General features: G+C 55.0%; 19 protein-coding genes, 6 tRNA genes and 1 other RNA gene. 9 read left to right on the top strand and 17 right to left on the bottom strand.

What is annotated here, in order from left to right; all coding sequences use genetic code 11:
- Positions 1-187 precede the first annotated feature (187 nt).
- From fepB to SSARUM2_RS17575, 6 genes are all read right to left on the bottom strand, one after another.
- Positions 188-1,195: a Fe2+-enterobactin ABC transporter substrate-binding protein gene (gene fepB / locus SSARUM2_RS17600; RefSeq protein WP_033649828.1), complete on the bottom strand. Its 1,008-nt coding sequence runs from the start codon at positions 1,193-1,195 to the stop codon at positions 188-190.
- Between the two features lie 205 nt (positions 1,196-1,400).
- Positions 1,401-1,524, bottom strand: a non-coding RNA gene (locus SSARUM2_RS17595) — RtT sRNA.
- 75 nt (positions 1,525-1,599) lie between these two features.
- Positions 1,600-1,675, bottom strand: a tRNA-Lys gene (locus tag SSARUM2_RS17590).
- Positions 1,676-1,682: 7 nt separating this feature from the next.
- Positions 1,683-1,758: transfer RNA gene (locus tag SSARUM2_RS17585), tRNA-Val, on the bottom strand.
- A 38-nt stretch (positions 1,759-1,796) separates the two neighbouring features.
- Positions 1,797-1,872: transfer RNA gene (locus SSARUM2_RS17580), tRNA-Val, on the bottom strand.
- Positions 1,873-1,900: 28 nt separating this feature from the next.
- Positions 1,901-1,976: transfer RNA gene (locus SSARUM2_RS17575), tRNA-Val, on the bottom strand.
- Positions 1,977-2,270: 294 nt separating this feature from the next.
- Between SSARUM2_RS17575 and gltX the strand changes: the two genes are divergently transcribed.
- Positions 2,271-3,686, top strand: coding sequence for a glutamate--tRNA ligase (gene gltX / locus SSARUM2_RS17570; protein ID WP_047571089.1), 1,416 nt, complete (start codon positions 2,271-2,273; stop codon positions 3,684-3,686).
- 66 nt (positions 3,687-3,752) lie between these two features.
- Here gltX and SSARUM2_RS17565 read toward each other — a convergent pair whose 3' ends face one another.
- A complete protein-coding gene (locus tag SSARUM2_RS17565; protein WP_041036155.1) occupies positions 3,753-4,538 on the bottom strand; it encodes a formate/nitrite transporter family protein in 786 nt (261 codons plus the stop codon).
- Positions 4,539-4,846: 308 nt separating this feature from the next.
- On the opposite strand from SSARUM2_RS17565, the gene SSARUM2_RS17560 reads away from it, so the two are divergent.
- Together SSARUM2_RS17560 and SSARUM2_RS17555 are read left to right on the top strand one after the other, a co-directional pair.
- Positions 4,847-4,922: transfer RNA gene (locus tag SSARUM2_RS17560), tRNA-Ala, on the top strand.
- Positions 4,923-4,982: 60 nt separating this feature from the next.
- A tRNA-Ala gene (locus SSARUM2_RS17555) sits at positions 4,983-5,058 on the top strand.
- Positions 5,059-5,183: 125 nt separating this feature from the next.
- Here SSARUM2_RS17555 and SSARUM2_RS17550 read toward each other — a convergent pair.
- The 5 genes from SSARUM2_RS17550 to SSARUM2_RS17530 all read right to left on the bottom strand — a co-directional run bounded on the left by SSARUM2_RS17550 (position 5,184) and on the right by SSARUM2_RS17530 (position 11,506).
- A complete protein-coding gene (locus tag SSARUM2_RS17550; protein WP_060452505.1) occupies positions 5,184-6,158 on the bottom strand; it encodes a fimbrial protein in 975 nt (324 codons plus the stop codon).
- A 232-nt stretch (positions 6,159-6,390) separates the two neighbouring features.
- Positions 6,391-7,515, bottom strand: coding sequence for a fimbrial protein (locus tag SSARUM2_RS17545; protein ID WP_080437544.1), 1,125 nt, complete (start codon positions 7,513-7,515; stop codon positions 6,391-6,393).
- Positions 7,516-7,738: 223 nt separating this feature from the next.
- The gene (locus tag SSARUM2_RS17540) at positions 7,739-10,210 is read right to left on the bottom strand and encodes a fimbria/pilus outer membrane usher protein (protein ID WP_060452507.1); all 2,472 of its coding nucleotides are present in this window, start codon (positions 10,208-10,210) and stop codon (positions 7,739-7,741) included.
- 22 nt (positions 10,211-10,232) lie between these two features.
- Positions 10,233-10,910, bottom strand: coding sequence for a molecular chaperone (locus tag SSARUM2_RS17535; RefSeq protein ID WP_072269745.1), 678 nt, complete (start codon positions 10,908-10,910; stop codon positions 10,233-10,235).
- Between the two features lie 65 nt (positions 10,911-10,975).
- Positions 10,976-11,506 carry a fimbrial protein gene (locus tag SSARUM2_RS17530; protein WP_060438432.1) on the bottom strand — a complete coding sequence of 177 codons (531 nt, stop codon included), beginning with the start codon at positions 11,504-11,506 and terminating at the stop codon, positions 10,976-10,978.
- Between the two features lie 470 nt (positions 11,507-11,976).
- On the opposite strand from SSARUM2_RS17530, the gene SSARUM2_RS17525 reads away from it, so the two are divergent.
- Positions 11,977-13,041 (top strand): FAD-binding oxidoreductase, encoded by a 1,065-nt coding sequence (locus SSARUM2_RS17525; protein ID WP_060438433.1) that lies wholly within the window; start codon positions 11,977-11,979, stop codon positions 13,039-13,041.
- Between the two features lie 269 nt (positions 13,042-13,310).
- Here the strand turns inward: SSARUM2_RS17525 and SSARUM2_RS17520 are convergent, their stop codons facing one another.
- A complete protein-coding gene (locus tag SSARUM2_RS17520) occupies positions 13,311-14,498 on the bottom strand; it encodes a NupC/NupG family nucleoside CNT transporter (RefSeq protein WP_004936373.1) in 1,188 nt (395 codons plus the stop codon).
- A gap of 377 nt (positions 14,499-14,875) precedes the next feature.
- On the opposite strand from SSARUM2_RS17520, the gene SSARUM2_RS17515 reads away from it, so the two are divergent.
- Positions 14,876-16,111 carry an Nramp family divalent metal transporter gene (locus SSARUM2_RS17515; RefSeq protein ID WP_060452508.1) on the top strand — a complete coding sequence of 412 codons (1,236 nt, stop codon included), beginning with the start codon at positions 14,876-14,878 and terminating at the stop codon, positions 16,109-16,111.
- Between the two features lie 41 nt (positions 16,112-16,152).
- Here SSARUM2_RS17515 and SSARUM2_RS17510 read toward each other — a convergent pair whose 3' ends face one another.
- A complete protein-coding gene (locus tag SSARUM2_RS17510; RefSeq protein ID WP_049195598.1) occupies positions 16,153-16,563 on the bottom strand; it encodes a DUF2502 domain-containing protein in 411 nt (136 codons plus the stop codon).
- Positions 16,564-16,787: 224 nt separating this feature from the next.
- A complete protein-coding gene (gene mgrA, locus SSARUM2_RS17505; RefSeq protein ID WP_060452509.1) occupies positions 16,788-17,777 on the bottom strand; it encodes an L-glyceraldehyde 3-phosphate reductase in 990 nt (329 codons plus the stop codon).
- 189 nt (positions 17,778-17,966) lie between these two features.
- Here mgrA and SSARUM2_RS17500 point away from each other — a divergent pair, with 189 nt between their 5' ends.
- On the top strand, positions 17,967-19,628 hold the full coding sequence (locus SSARUM2_RS17500) for a thiamine pyrophosphate-binding protein (RefSeq protein WP_049212433.1): 1,662 nt from the start codon (positions 17,967-17,969) through the stop codon (positions 19,626-19,628).
- Here the strand turns inward: SSARUM2_RS17500 and SSARUM2_RS17495 are convergent.
- Positions 19,625-20,494, bottom strand: a complete 870-nt coding sequence (locus SSARUM2_RS17495) for a LysR family transcriptional regulator (protein ID WP_060452510.1) — start codon at positions 20,492-20,494, stop codon at positions 19,625-19,627. The two genes, SSARUM2_RS17500 and SSARUM2_RS17495, sit on opposite strands and share 4 nt — an antisense overlap.
- Before the next feature lie 99 nt (positions 20,495-20,593).
- Between SSARUM2_RS17495 and SSARUM2_RS17490 the strand changes: the two genes are divergently transcribed.
- Both SSARUM2_RS17490 and SSARUM2_RS17485 read left to right on the top strand, forming a co-directional pair.
- Complete coding sequence (locus SSARUM2_RS17490) at positions 20,594-21,046, top strand: multidrug/biocide efflux PACE transporter (RefSeq protein WP_033635424.1); 453 nt, start codon at positions 20,594-20,596, stop codon at positions 21,044-21,046.
- A gap of 67 nt (positions 21,047-21,113) precedes the next feature.
- Positions 21,114-21,806 (top strand): aspartate/glutamate racemase family protein, encoded by a 693-nt coding sequence (locus SSARUM2_RS17485; RefSeq protein WP_033653701.1) that lies wholly within the window; start codon positions 21,114-21,116, stop codon positions 21,804-21,806.
- On the opposite strand, the gene SSARUM2_RS17480 is transcribed toward SSARUM2_RS17485, so the two are convergent.
- On the bottom strand, positions 21,803-23,050 hold the full coding sequence (locus SSARUM2_RS17480; protein WP_033648113.1) for an ion channel protein: 1,248 nt from the start codon (positions 23,048-23,050) through the stop codon (positions 21,803-21,805). The two genes, SSARUM2_RS17485 and SSARUM2_RS17480, sit on opposite strands and share 4 nt — an antisense overlap.
- 310 nt (positions 23,051-23,360) lie before the next feature.
- Between SSARUM2_RS17480 and glk the strand changes: the two genes are divergently transcribed.
- Positions 23,361-24,323, top strand: a complete 963-nt coding sequence (glk, locus tag SSARUM2_RS17475; RefSeq protein WP_033653702.1) for a glucokinase — start codon at positions 23,361-23,363, stop codon at positions 24,321-24,323.
- Positions 24,324-24,393 lie beyond the last annotated feature (70 nt).

The following is a 24,393-nucleotide window of genomic DNA, read 5'->3' as shown; positions in this document are numbered from 1 at the left end:
TCATTGTTATTTGCGTTCATGCGGGGTGCCAATAGTAGCACGAGTTTACGCCCGCATGCACCCGCCGGTTGGTGGCGCAGGTGCGTTGACGATGTTAATAACTATTGATATTTCAATTGATTGAATGTGAACGGTTGGCCTGTTTATGGCAAACGTCGGCAGGAGGCTGACCCGCCGACGGCGTGGTTCAGGGCTTTTTGAACAGCCGTTCGATTTGGTTCAGCATGTTGGTGGCGCTGTAGTAATCGAGGCGGAAGGTGTCGTTGCCGACGGCATAGACGTGCCGCTGTTCCACCGGCTCCAGATGTTTGAGGAACGGGTTGGTCAGCACCTCTTGCACTTTGCGCTCGTTGGTGGCGAACAGGATCAGCGTTTTGCCGTTCAGGCCCTCGGCCATCTTTTCGCCGGAGATCTGGATGATGTCATGGCGTTTACCCATGCTGGTGTTGCCTTTGGCGCTTTCCGGCGGGGTGGCCAGCTGGAAGCCGAGCTGCGTCAGCAGCTTGCCCTGGGCGGAACCCGGCGTCCACAGCATGGCCTCGCGGCCGTTGTCGGCATACACCAGCGGAGTGGTCGGCTGCGGCGGCAGCGCGATCGCCTGCTTCACTTGCTCCACGCGCTGTTCGAAACGATCCTCCGCCTGTTTGGCGCCGGCTTCATGGCCGGTGATCTCGCCGAGCTCGCTGGCCAGCTGCTGCCAGCTCTTGTCGCCATAGTCGAGCACCAGCGTCGGCGCAATGGCGGACAGCTGGTCATACAGCTTCAACGCCGAATCACCGCCGGTGGCGGCGACGACGATCAAATCCGGTGCGGCGGCGGCGACGGCTTCGGCATTGGGCTCCACCTGGTACAGCCGTTCGACGTGGCGCTGTTTGGCCACTTCGCTCCACTGGGTAAAGAAGCCTTGCTTATCGGCCACCAGGGGATTTGGGCTGGTGGCGGCGCTGGCGACCACCGGGGCGTCGATAGCCAGCAGCGTGCCGGTGATGGTGACGCTGGTGGACACGATGCGCTGCGGCGGTTTTTCCAGCGTGAATTTCCCTTTGACGCTGTCGATGGTGCGCGGCCAACTGCTGTCGGCAGCGGGGGCGGACGGTTTCTGCCCGTCGCTCTGGTCGTCCGGGCCGCAGCCGCTGAGCAGCAGGCTGGAAGTGGCGATAAATGCAATGAACAGCTGGCGTAAGGATAGGGTCATGAGCGGGCTCTTTCTTTCCTTGAACTAAGGCTTATCAATCCGGCGGCGGATTGGCTGCGTGGTGGATGCCCGCTAATTTACCATCCAAGCCGGCAAAATGATAACCATTCGTATCTCAGCGCGTGGTGAATAGTGAGAATAAGGAGAAAGTGGAGGTGAGTGCGGCAGAAACGAAAAAAGCGCCAAAAGGCGCTTTTCTCTGAATTGGTGGGTCGTGCAGGATTGATTCGGCCTTTGGCCTCACCCTGCGGGCAACGCTGCGCGTTGTCGTATCGCTGCGCGATGCTCGAACCTCTACGGCTCTTCATCCTTCACGACTCGGTAAACTATGCCTGCAAGAAGATAAAGTCAGAGTTGGGTGGCGCAGAAACGAAAAAAGCGCCCAAAGGCGCTTTTTTCTGAATTGGTGGGTCGTGCAGGATTCGAACCTGCGACCAATTGATTAAAAGTCAACTGCTCTACCAACTGAGCTAACGACCCGCAGAAGTGGTGGGTGATGACGGGCTCGAACCGCCGACCCCCTCCGTGTAAAGGAGATGCTCTACCAACTGAGCTAATCACCCACTTCAGGACTTCCAGGCACTGCTAAACGAGAGAATGATGGTGGGTGATGACGGGCTCGAACCGCCGACCCCCTCCGTGTAAAGGAGATGCTCTACCAACTGAGCTAATCACCCTCATTCGTTCTCATTTTTCTCAACAAGATGGTGGGCGATGACGGGCTCGAACCGCCGACCCCCTCCGTGTAAAGGAGATGCTCTACCAACTGAGCTAATCGCCCCGTCTTGTTGGAGTCGCATTATAGGGATAGTTCAAAGTGAGTCAACGGTTTTTAAAATGATTTCAATCGTTCGCCGCAAATTTAGGCAGGGCGCGATAATTATCGCCAACGGCGCCGATTCTTTGCGCAACGCTATGCGAAACTCGCCGCAAAACGCGCGAAATCGACCGGTGCAATATCGTGTCGGCGTTGAGGAATTAGCGCGTGGTGATACAATGTCGTCCACTCTTTTTTCAATTCCGAGCAATCGTCGGCAACCGCCGACACGCGTTGCGTAATAAGGCAGTGAACCCAATGAAAATCAAAACCCGTTTTGCACCGAGCCCGACCGGCTATCTTCACGTCGGCGGCGCGCGTACCGCACTTTATTCCTGGTTGTTCAGCCGCCATGCGGGCGGTGAGTTCGTTCTGCGTATCGAAGATACCGATCTGGAACGCTCTACCCAGGACGCGATCGACGCAATTATGGATGGCATGAACTGGTTGAACCTGGATTGGGATGAAGGCCCGTATTTCCAGACCAAGCGTTTCGATCGTTACAACGCGGTCATCGACGAGATGCTGGAGCAGGGCACTGCCTATAAATGTTATTGCTCCAAGGAACGTCTGGAAGCGCTGCGCGAGAAGCAGATGGAAAACGGCGAGAAGCCGCGCTACGACGGCCACTGCCGCGACAGCCAGTGCAGCCACACCGACGACGAGCCACACGTCGTGCGCTTCCGCAACCCGCAGGAAGGCTCGGTGATCTTCGATGATAAAATTCGCGGCCCGATCGAATTCAGCAATCAGGAGCTGGACGATCTGATCATCCGCCGTACCGATGGTTCGCCAACCTATAACTTCTGCGTCGTCGTCGATGACTGGGACATGGAAATCACTCATGTGATCCGCGGCGAAGACCACATCAACAACACCCCGCGCCAGATCAATATTCTCAAAGCGCTGGGCGCGCCGGTGCCGGAATACGCACACGTGTCGATGATCCTCGGCGACGACGGTAAAAAATTGTCCAAGCGTCACGGCGCCGTGGGCGTTATGCAGTACCGCGACGACGGCTATCTGCCGCAGGCGCTGCTGAACTACCTGGTGCGTCTGGGCTGGTCCCACGGCGATCAGGAGATCTTCTCCATCGATGAGATGAAAGAGTTCTTCACGCTGGAAGCGATCAACAAATCCGCCAGCGCGTTCAACACCGAGAAGCTGCAGTGGCTGAACCACCACTACATCAACCATATGCCGGCGGAAGAAGTGGCGGTGCATCTGGCGTGGCACGTTGAGCAACTGGGCCTTGAAACCCGCAACGGCCCGGAACTGAAAGACATCGTCAAGCTGCTGGGCGAGCGTTGCAAAACGCTGAAAGAAATGGCGGAGTCCTGCCGCTACTTCTATGAAGACTTCAGCGAGTTCGATGCAGACGCCGCCAAGAAGCACCTGCGCCCGGTGGCGCGTCAGCCGCTGGAAGCGGTGCGCGCCAAGCTGGCCGCCATCACCGCCTGGACGCCGGAAAACGTGCACGACGCCATTCAGGGCACGGCGGATGAGCTGGGTGTCGGCATGGGCAAAGTCGGCATGCCGCTGCGCGTTGCGGTGACCGGCGCCGGTCAGTCGCCGGGCATGGACGTGACCGTGCATGCGATCGGCCAGAAGCGTTCGCTGCAGCGCATCGACATGGCGCTGGCTTACATCGCCGAGCGCGAAGCGCAAGCCTGATTTGCTGATACGCCTTAAAGAAAAAGCCCCGTGGAGCGATCCCGGGGCTTTTTTCATGGCGGTGTGTCAGGCTTGCTCGCCGGCCGGCAAACCCGGGCGGTAGGCGAGGAAATACATCAGCCCGACAAAACCGGCGCCCCCCAGCGCGTTGCCGAGAAATACCGCGACGAAATTGGGCAGATACTGCTCCCAGCCCATGCCGCCGGCAAAGATGGCCGCCGGGATGATGAACATATTCGCCACCACGTGCTGGAAGCCGATGGCGACAAAAGCCATGACCGGGAACCACATGCCGATCACTTTGCCCGGCACATCCTTGCTGGCGAAGGCTAACCACACCGCCAGGCACACCAGCCAGTTGCAGCCGACGCCGGAAATGAAGGCGTGCAGGAAGTCCGCATCCACTTTGGCCTGCGCGATCGCCAGCGTCTTATGCAAGAATGCGCCTTCGGTCAGGCCCAGCAAATGGCCGAAGAAGTAGGCGACGGCCAGGCTGCCGGCCAGGTTGGCCAGGGTGACCCAAAACCAGTTGCGCAGCACGGCGATGGCGGGGATTTCGCGGGCAAACCAGGCCATCGGCAAGGTCATCATGTTGCCGGTCAGCAGTTCGCCGCCGGCCAGAATAGTCAGGATCAAACCGATAGGAAAGACCGCGGCACCCAACAGGGCACCGAAAGAGCCCCATTCGGCCGGCAGGGTGCCGATGACGTGAATATCCAGCAGAAAGCCGGTGGCAATAAAGGCGCCGGCGAGAAAGCCCAGAATCAGCAGATTAGCGAGCGGGGCGCGGCTTTTGTTTACCCCGGCCTGAACGGCGAGGGCGGCGATTTCTTTTGGTGAATGCAAAGACATGACGGACTCGGTTTATAGTAATGAAGTTTATGGCGCGGGCAGTCTATGCCGCTCGGGAGTCCGACTCAAGCGCATTTCGTTAACATTCCATTAATTAAAAATCAATGTGATATGCAGGGTCTTTTGCCATTTTGAGATGTAGCGCGCAAAATGGATGAACTCTGCGCAAAGTGATGATTTTTTGGCGCCAAAGATGCTGATTTGGCGGCTTTTTCAACGCTTGATTCAGTAATTCAATTTAGCCGTTGACAGCTTTGAGCGGGTTTCATATTATGCGCCCCGTTCACAGCACAAAGTGATTGTGGAACGGGGCTATAGCTCAGCTGGGAGAGCGCTTGCATGGCATGCAAGAGGTCGACGGTTCGATCCCGTCTAGCTCCACCAAACTTCTTCTCAGAGAGGTTGGGGAATACCGTAACGCCGGTCAACGCGTACCACTTTTGTGGGGCTATAGCTCAGCTGGGAGAGCGCTTGCATGGCATGCAAGAGGTCGACGGTTCGATCCCGTCTAGCTCCACCACCATTTAAAAAGCCGACCTTAGGGTCGGCTTTTTGCTTTATGCGTGCGTCTAATGCTTGCCTGACGCTTGGAAAAATGACTCTGGCTTTCCGATAGTTCGGAGTTATGCCGCCAGCTCACCAAAACTAGCGATATGACACGGTGAATTGAGCCACGGCATTGACTTCTCCCGGCGTAACTTTTTCTTCCGTTTGATAATATTGCACGCTGAGCGGGATTTCGTTCATCCCTACCAGCGTCTGGTTTAGCATGCCGGTTTTCGTCCCCAACTCAAAGGGAATGCCGTTACGCAGTATCTGCAGACCAACGCCGGTGGCCGCCTCTTTTGATGGGATAACGGCCAATACCTGACGATTGCCATTAACCATGTCACCGCGTATCTCCAGATCGACTTTAGTGTTGACATTGCACTCCATCGCGATGTTAAAAGGGGTATTTCCCGCCGTGGCCCCTATACCAGAAAGCGTCCGCCGGTTGATTTTTCCCAGGAAAACCTGTTTCGACGGCGTGCTGAGGCGGCAACCTTCCACTGCGATATTGATGGCAGGAAAATAGGTCTCACCCAGCCGTCTGGCGTTGGTTGCTCTCAAGCAGGTATAGTTAAAGGAGAAAGGGGAAAATGCAGACATGGCACCAGATTGTATGTCGCCGGTCTTGACCAGATAATATTTGAAGTTTCCGCCAAGAACATAGTTCACGGGTGTATTACGCGGCGCATAAATATCCCAAAGCCCCGGTTGGTCATTGAGCGACATGGCAATGCCGACCCCCTGCCAACCAGTCTGATAGACGGGAATACCGTGGTATTGTAATGCTGTCGCACTCAAGTGGGTATAGGCTTGCAACACCAGATCGCCGGGTTCGCCAAAGGAGAACTGTATGGCATTAGCCAACAGCCTGACGGAAAAGTAAGATTCCCCACGACCGATAAGATCGCCGACTTTAACGCCTGCCGGGACGGTAATGCCGGATTGCTCGATTTTTAGCGGATGATGCCATATCGCATAGCAATCGCCCTCACTTTGGGCTGAAAAGGAAAATAATAAGACCAGGATGCCAGCGATCCTGGCTATAGCTGTTGTTTTAAATAGCGTTGACATATTCACTTTTCCTATTAGATATTGCTCGAACTGCACATAGTGTTATTTTTATCTATCAATTTTTTATATAAACGATGGGCGCTCATCCTTCGGCCATCATGTAGTTTTCTAGCGTTAGTTGTATGAATATTTTTGATATGACTGATATTGCATACTGAAGCACTGGGTGCACGGAACAGAGGCGTCGTTTATGTGCCAATGTGGCTTGGAGCCCCTCTTATTCCACAAAGGGCTATCGATATGAAACGGTGAATTGGGCGATGGCGCTCACGTCTCCCGGCGTTATGTTCGCCTCCGTTTGGTAAAATCTTGCCAGAAAAGAAAGCGAATTCTGTCCGAGCAGCGTTGTATCTAATACATTAATTTTGTTGCCTAAATCAAATGGAACGCCGTTGCGCAGAATCTGCAATCCGACGCCTTTGGCCGCTTCGTCAGTATGATTAATCGCCAATACCTGGCTGTTGCCACTCACCGTTTGCCCTCTGATTTCCAGGTCTACTTTGGCATCTGAGTTACATTCTAAAGTAATATCGAACGGCGTTTCGCCAGCGGTACTTCCAATACCGGAGAATTCTTTTCTATTCACTTCTCCCAAATGGACGTATTTGATTGGCGTGGTTAATCGGCAACCTTCCACTGAAACGTTGGTAGCGGGAAACTTTGGATGACCGAGTCTAAAGGCCCTACCGGCGATCCGCAAACACGCATAGTTCATCAGGAATGGCTCAAATTGCGGCATCACACCCGGTTTAATATCTCCGGTTTTTACGAGATAGTATTTAAAATTTGCCGAAAGTATATAATAAGGCGGCGTTGGGTTCGGTCCAGAAAACTCTGGAATACCGGCATGGTTATTTAATGACATTGCAATGCCAATGCCTTCCCAGGAGGTTTTATAGACGGGGATGCCATTGTGTTTAAAACCGGTTAAGGTCAGGTAGGTGAACGGTTGTACCACGAAATGTCCGTATCCGAAAATCGCTTCGCCATTTGACAGTACCTTAACGGAAAAATCCAATTCGCCTTGCCCCAGAACTGCCCCGTTTGACGCATCTGCCGGAACAACGATCGGACTCTGGCTAATATATGGCGGTATATGATACATTGCCCGGCAATCTTCATCTCCGGCATAAGTTTTCGCGGAGTATAAAAATACCAGAGCAAGCGAAATAATCCCATGCAATATTATTTTTGCTTTATCTAGTGATTTTCTTCCTATCATTGTCTTTTTCCTTTCAACCGCTAATGAAGTGTTTACCATGCCGTGATGAAGATAACAAAGGTTCGCCTGACATGAAGCTTCGATTGGGTTCTTGTGCATCATTTTTTTTGTCTTCAATGGGATTGCAGGATTCATCGCAAAACCAGTCAGTGTTTATATTTGATAATATTAACAGAGCAGATGCGAACACCAGTATGTAAATAATTACGACTGCTTTTATCATGTCGTTCCTCTACGCTGTGCTGTTTAATTACAAACATGCCTTGGTTGCCTAATGTTTAGCTCATTGCCAGTTGGTCGACATTTAGCAGGAAAGATCCTGCATATTATGCTATGTGCGTTTATCAATAATTCAATGCTATTTACATATCATATTGAGTATTTTTATTTTTGACTCAGACTCTTTAGCTGTAATGGCATAACTGCCTTGGCAGCGTTGCTTCCCCTCCCAATGAACCAACACCGTTCCTGAATTCGGCATACCGCTCATATAAACGCTATTATCATTTCCTACGATCCCTGTCGTTTTGTCTTCACCTTGCAGCGTAGCGACAGCGCCGAAAGGGATTGCGTTGGTATTGTGTTGCAGCTTTAAGATAATTCTATTGCCGATGTTAGATTTAAAGTGAGCGGATACAACAGCGCCTTTTGTCGGGATAACAATCTTGCTGTTCTTTGCTATTTCAACGTCATCGCCAAAGCTTTGCGGGTTTAAGGCAATCCGATTCTTATGATAACTGCTGATGTAAGGTACTACCGCATAGCCTCGAGAGTCAGTTTTGACGCCGACACTGTTAATCACTTCAATATTGTGGGCATTGGGTACCTTAACTAAAGCCACAGTATCCCCCAGCGATTGCGATAATGTAATGCCGTCGCCATGGGCGATGGCGCCGCCGCGTAGGCTGTAATTAACCCGCTGCATATTTTGATCAAAGCTGTATCCGGCCCCGGCCTCGCCATACCCGCCGCGATAATAGGCGGAGCCGTTGCCGGATGGTCCGGATCTGATGCTGCTTTGGGAGGCCGAGACGTTATAACTGAGCTGGTTATTTTCCAGAGCCGTTCCGCTCACACCTAATTGCTGATTGAACTTGCCCTTGCTGTTCTTGCTGGCGGTGTAGTTAGCCCAGCTGTTCGATTGCCATTTGTTCAGCGGGATCTGAACGTTAAGAGTGGCAATCTTGTCGGGTTTATCCGTATAAGGGCCGCTATTGTAACTCAAAGCAAGATTGTAGCTAATACCACGCTGGCTGGTTGAGAACCCAAGCAGAAAATTCTTCTCAACGCTGCTGTTATGCCAGTAGTTCTGTTGATAACCGTTGAGGTAGAAACTACCGAAATCGTGAAGGGGCTGATTAATATTGAGAACCAGCTTGCTTCTTTTTATGTCACGCGCCAGCCACTTTTTCTCAAGATTGGTATTCATGTCACTAAATTCAGAAAAATTTAAATAGCCTGATGTTGAATATCGATAGCCTGCAAGCGTGAAGTTTGTACCCGTAGTTTCAAGGTTTTTTGCATACTGGAGCCGATATTGTTGCCCTGAACGGGAAGTGCCCGTAATGAGCCGGCTTTTGGTATGGGTGACATCGGCTGAAAATGATCCGAACTTTTTCAAGCTGCTGCCGATGCCGGAAGAAATTCCCTGGTGTTTTTCTGAGATGATTACGCCCCCATAGAGCGTTTTATCGTCTCTAAGACCATAAATTAATGACTGTTGAAGAAATTTATATTTAGATTTATCGCGTTGCGCGGCACGGTACTCGCCTAGCGTTAATTCATTTTTTTTCATGCCTTCTCGCAGCATGATGGGCACTGCGGAAAAGGGTTGAAAGAAGCTGCGTTCTGAGCCATCTGCCTCTTTGATGATTACTTGCAGTCCACCGCTGGAGGTGGTGGGGTAAATATCGGTTATTTCAAAACTTCCTGCGGGCACGTGAGTTTGATAAATGATGTAGCCATTTTGCTTCACAATGACTTCGGCATTGCTTTGCGCGACGCCTCGCACCGTGGGGGCGAAGCCCCGCTGGCTGTCAGGGATCATGGAGGGATCGCTCGCGAGTTTCAGGCCGCGAAATTGAAAGCTGTCAAAGACGTCGCCAGAAGTTGAACTGTCACCCACGATCAAGGTGCTTTTACTGTCTCTAAGACCGCGCTCAGCATAGGAATTGATGCTTTTCCATTTGGTGCTGTTTTGGCTTGAGTAGGTGGAGTAGTTTCTCAAACGCCAGGCGCCGAAGTTTGCGCCGCTGCGCAGGTTCAAATATTGATTATCACCCGTTTTTGCATTCCCATTTTGCCATGATTCGGTGCCGCTGAAGCTGTAATCCATCAGGAAGGCGTTTATGCCGTCATCCCAAAGCGTCGGGTTTACCCAGTCCCGCGGCTGGTTTTTAAGATAAGCCTGAGGAATATTTAAATCTAATCTTTGGCGATTGAAGTCAAACTTTGCATAGCTGCCCGGAATAATCTCATTGATGGGATGATCGGTTAGACTGTTTTCGCTCGTCGTTGCCTTTAATGCGTCAAGTTGGATGCCGAAATTTTCAAGATCGTTTCGATGGATGCGAGGTTGCAAAGCACCGGCAACGTGAAAAAACTCCACTTTTTGATTAGCGAAAAAAGCGTTGTTTAGATAGATATCCACCCAATACTCACCAGGCAATTGATCGCTCGGATTGTTGAAATGGGACAAGTCAGCCACGTTTTGATAATTTCTGTTTAATGCAGAAGGCTCAAAGTAGTCCTCTGCCAGTGCAACCGGTGAGGATAAAAAACAGAAAAACAGCACCGACTTTTTGTTGTTGGCGATACTTGGCATAGTCATTTTTGCATCCCTTTACATATTCTTATAACGATGCTTTTATTTCCTCGGTCACGCCTCCATAGTCGTTGATGGCTTGCCATTTTATTACAGTGCTGCGTATTCCGTTTGGCATAGCCCATTGCTTTTTACTTTTTGGTGCGACCATGTCGGCTTCTTTAAGCTCTTTTTCACCTACAGAGAGAGAGTAAAAAGAGACATAAAATGGCGTTGGGTTACTCACAACCAACATGTTTCTTTCTCGAGAGAATTTTATTTTTTTGTATGCGTCACCTGCCTCTTTCTTTGATAAAGAACTGGGGCGATAGATTATTTTTATTCTGTTTTGTACTGTAATAAGGAGTTTGTTTTCCTTGGTTCTTTTGGTTGAAGGTATCGATCTTACGCTAAGCCAATATACTTTTTCTTCATGCTGTGGCAAAACGCCGCCAGAATGGATGATTCTAATAATATTATCCTGCTCTGGCTCCAGCCTGAACAATGGCGGGGTAACAATGAATGGGACTTCACTGCTATCCTCGGCCCGAAAATTTTCTGCCCAGGTTTGGATGAGTACCGGTGAATTGCTGTCTTGATTGCTTACTGAAATATTCGATTCTTTTTTATTTTCCTCATAAATAACTCGCGTTCCTCCCAAGGTTACGCTGGCGACAGTATTAAAAGAAAATAATAGCAGAAAGCAAAGGATTCTTTTTTTAATCATCGTTATTCCCGTAGCGGTTTTAATTATCGGGCCGGCGTTGTTGCCGGCCCGATAAGAGCACCTTATTAATTATATGAGATGCTGAATTGTGTCGTGGCATTTGCCGGGCCGACGGTAACCGTGCCGGATGTAGACATATATTTAGCGACATAAGTAAAGACGTTCCTGATGTCTTTTTGCACGCTTTGCGCATTAGAGAATGACGCAACCGGGATTTGCGTTGTGCCATCGGCCTCATAGAGCGCAACGCCGATGCCTGTAGCGGCGTTAGTCTCTTTATTGAGCGACAACAGAGTTGTGTTGCCATCTGCGTAAATGCCATCGAACTTGATAGACGCTTTTTTGACCGTGTCCGGACAGCTGACTAAGGCGATATTGAATTTTGTCGGTAGCGCTGTATCGCCAACGCTTCTAAACGCTTTGGCACTGACATTGCCCATTGGGATTGTCTGGTTGGCGCTGCCCGCCTCAACCGTGCAGGTTTGGTCGGTCACCGTGCCGGTAAAGTTTATAGTACCGTCTGCAGCGTATGATGCAGACGATATGACTAGATATGCTCCAGCTAACAGCATCGTTCTCTGTGTGCGTAATTTCATATTCTCTATCCTTTTATAACTGTATGTAAATCATAGTTTTTTAAATCAATCCCTATGGTTATTGAATACGCGTTAAAACTCCCTTTTTCAGGTGATTGATGCTTTTGAGTGTGTGTTAGTTTGAATTTGAAAACTGCAATTCTCACTTTTGTTGGTTTTTAATGCTGCCAGGTGGTTTTTCTCCGGCCGCTATTTGTTAACGAAATTTAGTCTATATGAAAAAAAACTATTCAGTGTTAAAGATCATAAAAAGTGCTATTTTTAGAGTTAAATTCTGTGTTTGTGGTTTTTTATGCTATTGGTTTGAGTGTGTATCCTGAATTTAAGCAATCCTAATAGTTTGATCCTCTGATTAATCTTGTGATTGTTAATGTGCTAATTAATGTTGATGATGGGTATGTGTTGACATTGATATTGTTTTCTTGATGAAACTATTGTCATTGTTTCACCATCGTTGGATGAGGTTATCCATGAAAAAAAATAAAAATATCGCAATTGTTGGTGGTGGCGGGGTAACGGCTGTGATGACGGCCTTGGCCTGTGCGAGGAAAGGGATCTCCGTTGATTTTTTTCTCGATGAGATGGATTACGATGAGTTTAAGACCTCTTTGGGTAACCATTGTTTATGGCGAAGCGTTCATGAAGATAATATGCGCCTGAGCCGATTTGCGGCCCAGTCTCAATGGATATGGGAAAAATTTATTTTGGCCTCTAGCGGTGAGTTTGGCCGCAAAGAAAGAATGGTACGCGTGGTTGAACGTGCGGAACTCAACCGGCTGATAAAATTGTATGAGCAGTATAATTTACCCTATGAAGTGAAAAACTGTGGCGATGAAGAGTCAATTGTATTGCCGCCTTTCCTTGATTATAAGAATAAATTTATCTTCGTGAGTTATGACTCTATTTTACTTAACGTGGCTGAAATATTTTCATATTTTAGTGATGAATTGGCGTTTTTCACGAGCGTGAATGTTTTCAGAAATAAAAATATTGGTGGATTAGGTAGTATTGAAGGCGGTGTGATTTTTGTTGACGAAAAGAAACATCTGTATGATATCGTGGTTAAGTTTACAAATGATTTTAAAATCAATGAGATGAGTTCTTTCGAGGCCGTAGATGTCGAGGCTAAAACGATTTTTAAAGACTTTTATCTGTCAGACGCCATCGGCCATTTAACACAGCCCATATGGATTTCTGAAAATGAGTTTAATATATCGCTCGTACCCTCTGTCGATGGACGTGTTATCAGGGTTGGCATGGATGTTCATTTCCCCCAATCGGCAGAGGTATTGGTGCGGAATTTAAACATTGATGCTTATTTATCAAGAAGTAAAATCGACGTAATGTCCAGTTCGATATTTTCAATTAGCTCATGTGGCGTCTCTTCTGAAGATGCCAGGTCAGTGATTCCATGCTGGACAGTGAGTGATGACAATAAAAAGATAGTCGTCGTTGAAAGTGTGGACTCCTACTACAATGCCTCACCTGCTGTTGCGGAGGAGATCACAACGCTGTTAACGCTGATTATTAACTGATTGTTTGTTCCATGGCGCTTGCGCAGTTAAATGCCGCGCCCTATGGCGTGTCAAAGGCGTTCTGTTATACGGACAAAAATCGGCCTGCGTTGACTAAGCAGAGTGTTGTCACAGCCATTCCATTTTATGCAGAAGCATTATTATTGGGGGAAGTTTAACCGAGCGGCGAATGCTTATTTTCTGTCAGCATGCGCCATTGTAGGCGGTCAGGATACCGGCATAAAAAAGGCGCCCGCAGGCGCCTTTGTATGTTTGTGGCGACGCTGAACTTAGCCCAGCACCAGGCCTGCGATCGAAGCGGACAGGATGCTGACCAGCGTAGAGCCGTACACCAGCTTCAGGCCAAAGCGCGACACCACGTTGCCCTGATGTTCGTTCAGGCCCTTGATCGCACCGGCCACGATACCGATGGAAGAGAAGTTGGCGAAGGACACCAGGAACACCGACAGGATCCCCAGGCTGCGTGGCGACAGTTCGGCAGACACTTTCTGCAGCTCCATCATTGCCACGAACTCGTTGGAAACCAGCTTGGTGGCCATGATGCTGCCAACCTGCAGGGCTTCGTGCTTAGGAATGCCCATGATCCAGGCGAACGGATAGAAGAAGTAGCCGAGGATTTCCTGGAAGCTCAGGCCGAAGATGGCGCTGAACACACCGTTGAGCGCGGCGATCAGGGCGATGAAGCCGATCAGCATCGCGGCAACGATAATCGCTACTTTGAAGCCGGCCAGGATATATTCACCCAGCATTTCGAAGAAGCTCTGGCCTTCGTGCAGGTTGCCGAGGTGCAGCTCTTCTTCTTTATTGGTGTCGTACGGGTTGACCAGCGACAGCACGATAAAGGTGCTGAACATGTTCAATACCAGCGCCGCCACCACGAACTTGGCGTCCAGCATGGTCATGTAGGCGCCGACGATGGACATGGACACCGTAGACATCGCGGTCGCCGCCATGGTGTACATGCGCTTTTCCGACATCTTGCCCAGGATATCCTTGTAGGCGATGAAGTTTTCGGATTGGCCGAGGATCAGCGAACTGACGGCGTTGAATGACTCCAGCTTGCCCATGCCGTTCACTTTCGACAGCACGGTACCGATAATGCGGATGATGAACGGCAGCACCTTGATGTACTGCAGAATACCGATCAGCGCCGAAATGAAGACGATCGGGCACAGCACCTTCAGGAAGAAGAATGCCAGGCCTTTGTCGCCCATGCCGCCGAACACGAAATCAGTCCCTTGTCCCGCAAACCCGAGCAGTTTGTCAAACAGCGCGGCGAATCCTTTTACGAAGCCCAAACCCGCTTCCGAATGCAGGAAAAAGTAGGCCAGCAGTACTTCGATAACCAGTAATTGAATAACATAGCGAATGCGGATGCTTTTGCGATCGCGGCACACCAACAGGGCCAGGATCGCCACCACCACTATCGCCAACGCAAAGTGCGCAATATGGGACATGTTTGCTCCAAATTTGAGGCAGGCTGAATTTCGGCTGTCATTTTATGTAACGCTACGTTTAAAAACGAGACTTCTATTGCAAATATGGAAAATCATAGCGGGAGTTCTCCTAAAGTGTTGCGCAAAAGCATAAAAAATCAAGACGTTAAATCGGCAATAGGAAATTCGTATTCTTGTGCTAACCTGTCTTTCAGGGGTATTGCAGCCAAAATCCCATCAGAAAAGCACGGAAATCGGCAAGCTCCGCGCTGAACCCTTCGATAAAACCGTTAATGTTGGCTATTACAGAGATAAGTTTTACCGCTCTAAATGCGCTTGATAATTATTATCATTTATATAGAGTGGAGATAAACGTAATTTCAGTAAGGGTTCAACATATGCTGAACAGTCGCGTGGTTGAAACCACCTCCGGTCGCTCCGCCAGAAAAATCAAACTCTCGCTGATGGGGCCTGCCTTCATCGCCGCTATCGGCTATATCGATCCCGGTAACTTCGCCACCAACATCCAGGCCGGCGCCTCGTTCGGCTACAGCCTGCTGTGGGTGGTGGTTTGGGCCAACGTGATGGCGATGCTGATCCAGCTGTTGTCCGCCAAGCTGGGCATCGCCACCGGGAAAAATCTGGCCGAGCACATTCGCGATCGCTTTCCGCGGCCGGCGGTGTGGGCCTATTGGGTGCAGGCGGAGATCATCGCCATGGCGACCGATCTGGCCGAGTTTATCGGCGCGGCGATCGGCTTCAAGCTGCTGCTCGGCGTTTCCCTGCTGCAGGGCGCCGTGCTGACCGGCATCGCCACCTTTTTAATTCTGATGCTGCAAAAGCGCGGGCAAAAGCCGCTAGAGCTGGTGATTGGTGGCCTGCTGCTGTTCGTCGCCGCCGCTTACATCGTCGAGCTGGCGTTCTCTCAGCCGCAGCTTGCGCCGCTGCTGAAGGGCATGGCGCTGCCCGATCTGCCCAACGGCGATGCGGTATTTCTGGCCGCCGGGGTATTGGGCGCCACCATCATGCCGCACGTGATCTACCTGCATTCCTCGCTCACCCAAATCGGCGGCGAGCACGACAAGGCGGAGCGCTATGCCGCCACCAAAGTCGACGTCGCCGTGGCCATGACCATTGCCGGTTTTGTTAATCTGGCGATGATGGCCACCGCCGCCGCCGCGTTTCATTTCAGCGGCCACAGCGGCATCGCCGATCTCGACGTGGCCTACCTGACGCTGCAACCGCTGCTCGGGCAAGCCGCCGCCACCGTGTTTGGCCTGAGCCTGGTGGCCGCCGGCCTCTCCTCTACCGTGGTGGGCACGCTGGCGGGGCAGGTGGTGATGCAGGGGTTCGTGCATTTCCATATTCCGCTGTGGCTGCGGCGTGCGGTGACCATGCTGCCGTCGTTTATCGTCATCATGCTGGGGATGGACGCCACGCGCATTCTGGTGCTGAGCCAGGTGCTGCTCAGCTTCGGCATTGCGCTGGCGCTGGTGCCGCTGCTGGCTTTCACCGGCAATCGGGCGCTGATGGGGGAGATGGTCAACGGTCCTGTGGTGCAAAACCTGGGCAAGCTGATCGTGCTGGTGGTGCTGGGATTGAACGGCTACCTGCTGATCGGCAGCGTGCTGTAGGCGAAAATAGCGCGGGCCGGCATTGCGCCGGCCCGTCGTCGTTAATCGCGGTCGTCATCGCCGTGGCGGCGCCAGCGATCGCGGTCATGATCGTGGTGGTGCTTTTTCTCTTTCTTCCAGTGGTGCTTATCGTAATGCCTGTCGTATTTACGATAGCGTCCTTCATGATAGTAATAGTGTTTGCGCCAGTAGTCGCGGTCGCGCCAGCGATAGCCGTCCCAGTAGTAACCGCGGCGGCTGCGGTCGCCGAGATAGCGCCCCTGATGGCCTTGCCACCAGTCGCGATCGCGCCAGTCGTAACCGTCCCAGTAACGGCCGCGATTGTCCCGATCGCCGATGCGCAGTGAAACGCCCGGCATCAGATCGATGCTGATCCCTTCGGCGTGCGCCTGCTGTGCGGCGGGCAGTACCGTCGCCGCCAAGATGGCGGCCAAGAGCAGAGGTTTAAACATGACTTCTCCTTTCCGCTTGCGCGGCCTGGCCGTTTGTCACTTTATGAAGCGCGTTCATCAGTTTAAAAAAGCGGCCTTATCGTTATTTTTGCTGCAATATCGGCATCATAGCGCCGGCGCATAGGGTTGAATCTGAGAGCCACTCTGAAAACGGCGACGAAGGCCAAGATTTGAGATTTTTCTGGGGGATCGCCGCTCGATTGAGCGGCGGAATTTGTAAGCGATTACAATAAGATTTTCTCGATCTGCGCGAGTTCTTCGTCACTGAAGTGGCGATTGGCCAGCATGCCCACCGCGTCTTCTATCTGCGCATTCTTGCTGGCGCCGATCAGCACCGAGGTAACGCGATCGCCGCGCAGCACCCAGGCCAGCGCCATTTGCGACAGCTTCTGCCCGCGTTGCCGCGCCAGCGCATCGAGGCGGCGCACCTTGTCCAGCCGCTCGGCGGTCAACTGCTCCGGCTGCAGGAAGCGGCTGCCGCTGGCGGCGCGGGAATCTTGCGGAACGCCGTGCAGGTAGCGGTCGGTCAGCAGGCCGCCCGCCAGCGGCGAGAAGGCGATCGAGCCGACGCCATGCTCCGCCAGCGTATCCAGCAGCGCCGTCTCCGGCCCGCGTTCCAACATCGAATACTTCGGCTGGTGGATCACGCACGGCGTGCCGAGCCGCTGCAGAATGTCGAATGCCTGCCGCGCGCGCTCGGCCGGGTAGTTGGACAGGCCGACATACAGCGCTTTGCCCTGGCGCACCAACAAATCCAGCGCCGCCATGGTTTCTTCCAGCGGCGTCTGTGGATCCGGCCGATGATGATAAAAGATATCCACATACTCCAGCCCCATGCGCCTCAGGCTCTGATCGAGGCTGGCGACCAGGTACTTTTTCGAGCCCCAATCACCGTAGGGGCCGGGCCACATGGTGTAACCGGCTTTGGATGAGACGATCAGCTCATCGCGCCAGGCCCGCAGATCGGCGTTGAGTATGCGGCCAAAGTTCTCCTCGGCGGCGCCGGGCGGCGGGCCGTAGTTATTGGCCAGATCGAAATGAGTAATGCCGCGATCGAAGGCGCAGCGGATCAGGCCGCGGGCGTTGTCGTACAGCGTGGCGTCGCCGAAATTGTGCCACAGTCCGAGCGAGACGGCGGGCAGCTTCAGCCCGCTGCGGCCGCAGCGCCGGTATTCCATGTCTTGATAACGTGAGGGGGAGGCGGGGTAGGACATAGTTATCCTTGTCGGCGAGAGGTGAAGTGCTTTGAGTGTATACGCTTTCACACCGCGCTGTCGGGGGAGCGATCACAGCGTCGGCATGTAACGCCAGGTTGCCGATCGATGCAGGAATCCTTGTTCGAAATTTGAACAGCATCTTCGATACTTAAAGGTAATCGCTCCAGCTGCAGACAGGTGATGATCATGACTCAGACCTATACGGTGGCCGATTATCTGCTCGATCGTCTGGCCCAAATCGGCATCCGTCATTTCTTCGGCGTGCCGGGGGATTACAACCTGCAATTCCTCGATCACGTCCTCGCCCATCCGCAAATCACCTGGGTAGGCTGCGCCAACGAGCTGAACGCCGCCTACGCCGCCGACGGCTATGCGCGCTGCAAACCGGCGGCCGCGCTGCTCACCACCTTTGGCGTCGGCGAGCTGAGCGCGTTGAACGGGGTGGCCGGCAGCTACGCCGAATACCTGCCGGTGATCCACGTGGTCGGCACGCCGGCGCAGCGCGCTCAGCGCGCCGGTGATTTGCTGCACCATTCGCTGGGGGATGGCGACTTCACCCACTTCGCCCGGATAGCCAAAGAGGTGACCGTCGCGCAGGCCGACCTGACCGCCGACAACGCCGCAGAGGAGATCGACCGCCTGATCGGCGTCGCCTTGCTGGAACATCGCCCGGTTTACCTGATGTTGCCCAGCGACGTCGCACAGGCGCCGCTGCCGAGTAAACCGGCGCCGCTGATGCTGCGCCAGGCCAAACTGTCGCGCAGCGCATTGCAGGCGTTTATCGCCGCGGCGCGCGAAAAGCTGCTGTCGGCGCGGCGGGTATCGCTGCTGGCGGACTTCCTGGCCGATCGCTTCGGCGCCGAAGCGGCGCTGGACGAGTGGCTGCAGGAGGTCGACATTCCGCACGCTACGCTGCTGCTCGGCAAAGGCGTGCTGGATGAGAACCGCGCCGGTTTTGTCGGTACCTACTGCGGCGGTGCCAGCGATCCGGCGGTGAAACAGCTTATCGAAAACGCCGATGTGGTGATCAACGTCGGCGTGCGTTTGACCGACACCATTACCGCCGGTTTCACGCATCATCTGCCGGTGGAAAAATGCATCGACATTCAGCCGTTCGAAGCCTGGGTCGGGCGGCAGCGCTTTAGCCGCATTCCGATGCGCGAGGCGGTGCGGGCGCTGCATCGCCTGAGCCTGTCGCTGGCGTCGCGTTGGCCGTTGCCGCCGATCGTCCGCCCGGCGCTGCCGGAAGGCGATGGGGAAGGGCTGGATCAGCACGCCTTCTGGCGGCAGATGCAGGATTTCCTGCGGCCCGGGGATATCGTGCTGGCCGATCAGGGCACCGCCTGTTTTGGTGCGGCGGCGCTGACGTTGCCGCGCGGCTGCCGGTTGATCGTGCAGTCGCTCTGGGGATCGATCGGCTATACCCTGCCGGCGACGTTCGGCGTGCAGACCGCCGAACCGCAGCGCCGGGCAGTGCTGCTGATTGGCGACGGCGCCGCGCAGCTGACCGTGCAGGAGCTGGGTTCGATGCTGCGCGACGGGCTTAAACCGGTGATCTTCGTGCTGAATAATCAGGGATATACCGTCGAGCGCGCCATCCACGGGCCGGAGCAACGTTATAACGACATCGCGCGCTGGAACTGGACGCAGCTGCCGCCTGCGCTGGCCGGCGAGCGGCCGGTGAAGGCGCTGCGGGTCAGCGATTCGGACGGCTTGCGCCAGGCGCTGCGCGAGGTAGCCGACGGCGATCGGCTGGCCTTCATTGAAGTGATGCTGCCGAAGATGGACATTCCCGAGCTGCTCGACACCGTTTCGCGCGCCATCCAGGCGCGCAACGCCGCCGCTTAAGGCAGGGAATCGCCCAGCAGGCGCTTCAGCACCCAGAACCCCGCCGGGCCCGGCGGGGTCAGTTTTGACCATACCGCATCCACCGAGATCATTTTCGGCCAGCCGCGCGGCCGCAGCTCGGTCAGCATATTGTGGCCGTATTGTTGCACCAGCCAGTGCGGCAACACCGCCCAGCCGAACCCCTGTTCCGCCATCTCCAGCAGCAGCAGATAGCTGGGCGCCGACCAAACCAGGCCGCCTTGTCTGGCCGCTTCGGCGCCGGTGTAGGTGTTCAGGATCAGCTGTCGGGTGCTGGACAACTGCTCCGGCGTCGGCGCGGCGGCCTGCGCCAGCGGATGCTGGTGGGCGACGAACAGCCCCATGTCGGTTTGTTCCGGCAAACGAGAGAAGGCGATATCCGGCGGGTAGCTTTTTTGCACTTCCACCATGCCCAAATGCGCGCGGCCGCTTTGCAGCAGATCGATAACGTCGCCATCTTCGGCGATCATCCACTCCAGCTCAATCTCCGGGTAACGCAGTTCGAATTGTTGCATCAATTGATCGTGATGCTTGGGTTGATAGGTATCGGAGAACACCATGCTCAGGCGCGGTTCGACGTCGCCCGCCAGTTGAATGCTCAGCGCGTCGAGCCGCTCGCTGGCGGCGAGGATCGCCTGCACATGCCCCAGCACTTTGCGGCCGGCGGCGGTGAGCACCGGCTGGCGCGCGCTGCGATCGAACAGCGTCAATGCCAGGTCGGCCTCCAGATTGGCGATGGCGGTGCTGATGGTGGATTGGCTTTTGCGCAGCTTGCGCGCGGCGGCGGAAAACGAGCCGAGGGCGGCGGCTTCGACAAACGCGTGCAGCGCTTCCGGGGAATAGTGCATAAACTATCTACTTTATCGATGGTATCTATTTTTAATCTACCCAAAAAAGCGATGATAATCACCTGACTTTCGCAACAACTGTCGGAAAAAAGGTGATGTATGCAACTGCAAAACAAGTCTCTCATTGAACGTATCGTCCACGCCGTCGGTTTCGAGGTGATTGCCGTGATGATCGTTTCTCCGCTGGGGGCATGGCTGCTTAATCGTTCGATGGTGCAAATCGGCGCATTGGCGGTGGCCTTGGCGACCATCGCCATGGTCTGGAATATGGTTTACAACACGGTATTCGACCGTCTGTGGCCGGTCAGCCGGGTCGTCCGCAACCTGAAGGTGCGTGTGCTGCATGCCGTCGGTTTTGAAGCCGGTTTTATCCTGATCGGCGTGCCGATCGCCGCCTGGATGCTGAATATTTCCGTATTGCAGGCCTTTATGTTGGAGATCGGTTTCTTCCTGTTCTTCCTGCCGTACACCATGGCCTATAACTGGCTGTACGACACGCTGCGCCAGCGCTGGTTCGAAGCGCGCCAGCCGATCAATTCCGGCGCTGAATAAGGCGTCGTCAGCCCGGCGATTCTCAGGTAAGGTCAGAGGATTGTCGCAACAGGCTGAGGAAAGAAAAATGAAAGTGTTGGGCTTGCTGGGTGGCATGAGCTGGGAATCCACCATTCCGTATTACCGCACCATCAACGAGCAGGTAAAGGCGCGCCTCGGCGGGCTGCATTCGGCCAAAATCGTGCTCTACAGCGTCGATTTTCAGGAGATCGAGCGATTGCAGCATCAGGGCGATTGGGACGGCGCCGGCCGATTGCTGGCCGCCGCCGCGGTGGCGTTGCGCGCCGCCGGCGCCGAAGCCATCGTGATCTGCACCAACACCATGCACAAGGTGGCGGAGGCGGTCGAGCAGGCCAGCGGCCTGCCGCTGATCCACATCGCCGACGCCACGGCGCTGCAGGTGCGGGAAAAAAACATTCGCCGCGTCGGGCTGCTGGGCACGCGCTTTACCATGGAGCAGACCTTCTACCGTGGCCGCCTGCAGGAATTGCACGGCATTGAGGTGGTGACGCCGGTCAGCGCCGATCGCGACATCGTACACCGCATCATCTATGACGAACTGTGCCTCGGTAAAATTCGCGACGCCTCGCGCGACGAGTATCGCCGGATCATCAGCGATCTGGAGCAGCAGGGCGCGCAGGGGATTATTTTCGGCTGCACCGAGATAGGGTTGTTGGTGAGCGAGCAGGATGCCTCGGTGCCGGTGTTCGACACCACCGCGATCCACGCCCGCGCCGCCGCGGCGTTCGCGCTGGCCTAATCGTCGTGCGGCGGTTGCCGGCGGTTCACCAGCATCAGCGGTTTGCCCGCCAGCGCCAGCCAGGCGGGCAGCATCACGATGCACAAGACCGGCAGCAGGTGCAGATCCGGCACCACAGCCACCGCCATGAACAGGCTGAGCCAGCCGTCGCGCGTCACCACCAGCACCAGCCCCATGATGGCGCAGGAGACGGTGATCGCCGCCGGCACCGCCGGAACGTGCTGGTGCAGCATCAGCCCCAGCGCCACGCCGACGAACACCGCCGGGAAGATGCGCCCGCCGCGAAAGCCGCTGGCGGCGGCGATCACCAGCGCCGCCAGCTTGGTCAGGGTAATGGCCAACAGCGCCGGCACCGAATAGCCGTCGTCTTGCGCGAGGCGCTTCATTTCATCCAGCCCTTTGAACAGGGTAATCTCTCCGCCCACCAGCGCCAGCAGGCCCAGCACAAACCCCCCCAGCCCTAACATCAACACCGGGTTCTTCATCGAATGGAACAGGCGGTGAACGTGCGGGAAGCACCACAGCGCCACCATGCCGAGCGCGATGGCGATCAGCGCCACGATGGCGCCGCTGAAGATGTCCGGCAGCCGCGTCACGTCGTAGGCGTCGAGCTGCAGGGCGAAATTGGGCACGAAGAACATCTGGGTGGTGACCGCGCCGGCGGCGGCGGCCACCAGCGGGGCGAACAGGCGATCCCACAGCGGCGTTTCGTTATTGCCCGCCAGGGTTTGCGAGAAGATCAGCGCGGCGGCGACCGGCGTGCCGAACATCGCGCCGATGGTGCCCGCGGCCGCCAGGATGATCCAGTCCATGCGCGGCACCTTCGGCAGCAGGCGCGCACCGGCGGCCGCTACCAGCGCGATATTGATGGCGGTGATCGGGTTCTCCGGCCCCAGGCTGACGCCGCCGGCCAGGCCGACGATCAGCGCCAACCCCAGCCCCGGCAGGGCGGAGAGCGGCAGCGGCATGCCGATCAGCGATTCCGTCGCCGGATCCGGCCCGGCGTGGCCCGGCATATAGCGCACGATAAGGCCCACCGCCACGCCGGTCAGCGTCAGCATCGCGACCGGCCACCAGGGGGACTGGGCATCCAGGCTCAGCGCATCGGGCAGCGTCACCCACAGTAATTGCTGCAGCGCGGCGGCGACTTTCATCACCAGCAGCAGCACCAGACTGGAAGCGGAACCGATAATCAGCGCAGGCAAAGCAAAGGCCAACATGGCATTGGCGCGCGGATGCAGCATGGGTAATCCCTTGTCGATGCCTCCCTGCAGGGCAGGGAGAGCGGGTGGTTGGGCTGTGGCCACAGCTTGCCAGACTATCGGCGCGCAGGCACGCATTGATATTGCCCGGCGGCGATGACGGTTAACAGTCGCCGGGGGGCGTTTTTTGCCGCAATTTGTTTCAAGGCGCGGCGTCGCGGGCAAGCTGAACCGTTTTTTGTGATCCGGATCGCTATTGGGGTGCAGATCCGGGGCGGGTGATTGTTGTTTTCGCAGCAGGATTTTACAGTGTGGGCAGCTTTTTATTTTTCATTTTGCGGAGACGAAATCAATGACCTATGCCCTCGTGGGTGATGTTGGCGGCACCAATGCCCGCCTGGCGTTGTGCACTGTTGCGACGGGTGAAATTACCCAGGCGAAAACCTATTCCGGCCTGGAGTTCGACAGCCTGGAGGCGGTGATCCGCCAATACCTGAAAGCGTGCGATATCGAGGTGCAGGACGCCTGTATCGCGATCGCCTGCCCGGTGACCGAAGACTGGGTGGCGATGACCAACCACAGCTGGGCGTTCTCGATCAAAGAAATGAAGGCCAGTCTGGGGCTGAGCCACCTGGAAGTGATCAACGATTTCACCGCCGTCTCGATGGCGATCCCGATGCTTTCGCCGGACGATGTGCTGCAGTTTGGCGGCGGCGATGCGCAGCCGGGCAAACCGATCGCGGTGTACGGCGCCGGCACAGGGCTGGGCGTCGCCCACCTGGTGCACGTCGATCGCCGCTGGGTCAGCCTGCCGGGCGAGGGCGGCCATGTCGATTTCGCGCCGAACAGCGAAGAAGAGGACATCATTCTGGAGGTGCTGCGCGGTGAAGTGGGGCACGTTTCCGCCGAGCGCGTGCTATCCGGGCCGGGCCTGGTCAATCTGTATCGCGCCATCGTCAAGGCGGACAACCGCCTGCCGGAAAAATGGGAGCCGAAGGACATCACCGAGCGGGCGCTGGCCGACAGCTGCATCGATTGCCGCCGCGCGCTGTCGCTGTTTTGCGTGATCATGGGGCGCTTCGGCGGCAACCTGGCGCTGAATCTGGGCACCTTTGGCGGCGTGTACATCGCCGGCGGCATCGTGCCGCGCTTTATGGAATTCTTCAAGGCCTCGGGCTTCCGCGCCGCCTTCGAAGACAAGGGGCGCTTCCGCGACTATGTGCGAGACATCCCGGTGTTCATGATAACGCACGGTCAGCCGGGCCTGCTGGGGGCCGGCGCGCATCTGCGCCAGACGCTGGGCATGCAGCTGTAAGCAACGCGGCAGCACGATAAAAAAAGGGGGCGCAACCCGCAGGTTGCGCCCCTTGTCGTTTTCGCGGGGG

Source organism: Serratia sp. K-E0102, assembly GCF_029962625.1.
GTDB lineage: Bacteria > Pseudomonadota > Gammaproteobacteria > Enterobacterales > Enterobacteriaceae > Serratia > Serratia sarumanii.
This window is presented reverse-complemented; position numbering and strand designations above follow the sequence as displayed.